Consider the following 3057-nt stretch of genomic DNA (forward strand, 5'->3'; position numbering starts at 1 on the left):
CCATTGGCAGGTGGCCCTCGATATCGGGTGCGATTTCGTCCATTTGGGCCAGGAGGATTTGGCCGTGGCCGATATGGCCGCGCTAAGGCGGGCCGGGATGCGCATCGGCATCAGCACCCACGACCATGCCGAACTCGACCGAGCCTTGGCCGAAGCGCCCGACTACGTGGCCCTGGGGCCCATCTATCCCACCCAGCTCAAGCAGATGCCCTGGGCGCCGCAGGGGTTGGCGCGGATTGCGGAATGGAAGCGCCTCGTGGGCGCGCGCCCTCTGGTGGCCATTGGCGGGCTGACCGTGGCGCGAGCCGAACTCTGTCTTGCCGCCGGCGCCGATTGCGTCGCGGTGGTGGGCGACATCGTGCGCCATCCAGATCCCTCGCGCCAGGTCGGTGCCTGGCTGGCAGCAACGAGGGCCTTGAGATGACCGATCGCTATATCCGCCAGATGACGTTGACCGAAATCGGGGCGCCGGGACAGGCCAGACTGGCCGCCGCCACGGTGCTGGTGGTGGGCGCCGGGGGACTGGGCTCCTCGGTCCTGCAGATACTGGCGGGCGCCGGCGTTGGCGGGATTCTCATCGTTGACCACGACCACGTGGACATCAGCAACCTGCATCGGCAGCCGCTCTACGGCATGGACGACGTTGGTGCTCTCAAAGCAGAAGCGGCGCGTGATGCCGTGCTCCGCATCAATCCCGACATAGTCACGACGGCCAAATCAGAGCGTCTGACGCCGGCCAATGCCCCCGCGCTGATCGAAAAGGCAAACATCGTCATCGACGCAGCCGACAATTTTGCAGTGACCTACATGCTGTCCGACAGCTGCTTGGCGGCTGGCAAGCCGTTGATCAGTGCTTCGGTGGTCGGTTTGTCTGGCTACGTCGGGGCCTATTGCGGCGGTGCGCCCAGCTACCGCGCGGTTTTCCCCGATGTGCCGGAGGTCGCAGGCAGTTGCGCCAGCATTGGCGTGCTAGGATCGGCCGTCGCGATACTGGGAAGTCTGCAAGGGCATTTGGCGCTCCATGTGCTGCTCGACCTCAAGCCCAGCGTGCTCGGTCGCGTGGTCAGCTTCGATGGTCACGCCCTGCAGTTTGGCGGTTTCGGTTTCGCGGATTGTCCTGAGCCTCAACATACTGCTCCATTCATCGGGGTTGCGGACCTCGAGCCGGAGGACATTATCGTCGACCTGCGGGGCGCGGCCGAAGCCCCGATGCTGCCACGTTCAGACGCGCTTCGCGTGGCGCCGGCGGATGTCGACCTACTGGCGGCGGCCGATGGTGGAGGACGCATCGTGCTGTGCTGCCGCAGCGGGCAGCGGGCGCTACGAGCAGCGGGTCGGCTGCAGGCCATGGGCAGGCTCAACCTGGCGCTCGTGGCACTCGGAGATCCGTCGTGACTCCCGTTGCGTTGACCATTGCCGGCTCGGATTCGGGTGGCGGCACCGGAATCCAGGCCGACCTCAAGACGTTTTCCGCCTTTGGCGTATTCGGGACCAGCGCCATCACGGCAGTGACAGCGCAGAACAGCATGTGCGTGGCTGCGGTCCATGTGATACCTGCTGAAATGGTAGCGGCCCAGATCGAGGCCGTGTTCGCCGATCTGCCCGTGGCGTCAGTCAAGGTCGGCATGCTCGGCAATGCCGATGTCATCGCCGCGGTCGCCGAGAGGCTGGCTCGGCACGGCGCCAGCGGGATTGTCCTTGATCCGGTGCTGGTCGCAACCAGCGGCGCGCGCTTGTTGCCAGAGGAGGCGCTGGACGCGCTGAGAGCATTGCTGCTGCCGAGGGCCCAGCTGCTCACGCCCAACCTGCCAGAGGCGGCCGCCTTGACCGGCTCGCAAATTGCCAAAGACGAGGCCGCGATGATCATCCAGGCCAGGGCGTTGCTGGCGATGGGGCCCCAGGCGGTGTTGATCAAAGGCGGACACGGGACGGGAAGGCAGAGCACCGACTTGCTCGTCGATGCTGGTGGCGTCACGCGTTTTGCCGCTGAGCGCCTGGACGTCGGCGAATTTCATGGCGGGGGGTGCATCTTTTCCGCCGCGATCGCCGCAGGCCTGGCCCGGGGCTGGCCGCTCGCTGCCTCGATTGCCCGTGCCAAGCACTTCATCTCCCGAACCCTCGCGGCAGCACCGAGCCGCGCCTTGGGCTCCGGTGCCCGACTGCTGCACCCCGATCACCCGACTGAGGAGGCCTTTTGGCCATGATGTCACAGCCTCAGCCGGCCCATTCACAAACCACCCCCTTTGGCGTAGAGGGAAGCTAGAGCAATCTCCGGTCGCAGCCTTACCCGGTCAAAACAAGGATTTACATTATGAAGACTCTCGTCATCTGCTCCGGCGGATTGGACTCGGTTTCGCTCGCGCACAAGGTGGCGGCCGAGCAGACCCTCACCGGCCTGGTATCGTTCGACTATGGGCAGCGGCACAGCAAGGAGCTCGGCTTTGCCGCGGCCTGCGCCCAACGGCTTGGCGTCCCGCACCAGATCATCGACATCCGCGACGTTGGCCGGCAACTCAGCGGCTCCGCGCTCACCGACGATGTCGCGGTTCCCGATGGCCACTATGCCGAAGAGTCGATGAGGATTACGGTGGTGCCCAATCGGAACGCCATCATGCTGGCGATAGCCTTCGGTGTTGCGGCAGCGCGGCAGGCCGAGGCCGTTGGTGTTGCCGTCCATGGCGGCGATCACTTCATCTATCCCGATTGTCGGCCTGACTTCATTGACGCTTTCCAGGCGATGCAGAACCAAGCCCTTGACGGCTATGCCAACGTTCGCCTCTACGCGCCGTTCGTAAACGTGTCCAAGGCGGACATCGTGACCGAGGGTGCACGGCATGCAACGCCCTTCGATCAGACCTGGTCCTGCTACAAAGGCGGGGAGACACATTGCGGACGTTGCGGCACCTGCGTCGAGCGTCGGGAAGCCTTCGACCTGGCCCGGCTGCCGGATCCAACGCTCTATGCCGATGCCGACTTCTGGCGTGATGCCGTAGAGGCGAAACGCGCATGACGTTTCGCATCACCAAGGAATTCCATTTCTCGGCATCCCATCAGCTC

Annotated in this window: 4 protein-coding genes; all 4 read left to right on the top strand. The window is 64.8% G+C overall.

Annotated features, from left to right (window positions below; translation table 11 throughout):
- Positions 1-424: thiamine phosphate synthase (locus tag A3840_RS00900; protein ID WP_067450499.1), on the top strand; the 424-nt coding region annotated here is incomplete at its 5' end.
- Complete coding sequence (locus A3840_RS00905; RefSeq protein ID WP_067450503.1) at positions 421-1395, top strand: HesA/MoeB/ThiF family protein; 975 nt, start codon at positions 421-423, stop codon at positions 1393-1395. The genes A3840_RS00900 and A3840_RS00905, both read left to right, overlap by 4 nt.
- On the top strand, positions 1392-2204 hold the full coding sequence (gene thiD / locus A3840_RS00910) for a bifunctional hydroxymethylpyrimidine kinase/phosphomethylpyrimidine kinase (RefSeq protein ID WP_067450506.1): 813 nt from the start codon (positions 1392-1394) through the stop codon (positions 2202-2204). Before A3840_RS00905 ends, thiD begins: the two co-directional genes overlap by 4 nt.
- A 107-nt stretch (positions 2205-2311) precedes the next feature.
- Positions 2312-3010, top strand: a complete 699-nt coding sequence (queC, locus tag A3840_RS00915; protein ID WP_067450509.1) for a 7-cyano-7-deazaguanine synthase QueC — start codon at positions 2312-2314, stop codon at positions 3008-3010.
- Positions 3011-3057 lie beyond the last annotated feature (47 nt).

The sequence above is a fragment of the Devosia elaeis genome (assembly GCF_001650025.1).
Classification (GTDB): domain Bacteria; phylum Pseudomonadota; class Alphaproteobacteria; order Rhizobiales; family Devosiaceae; genus Devosia; species Devosia elaeis.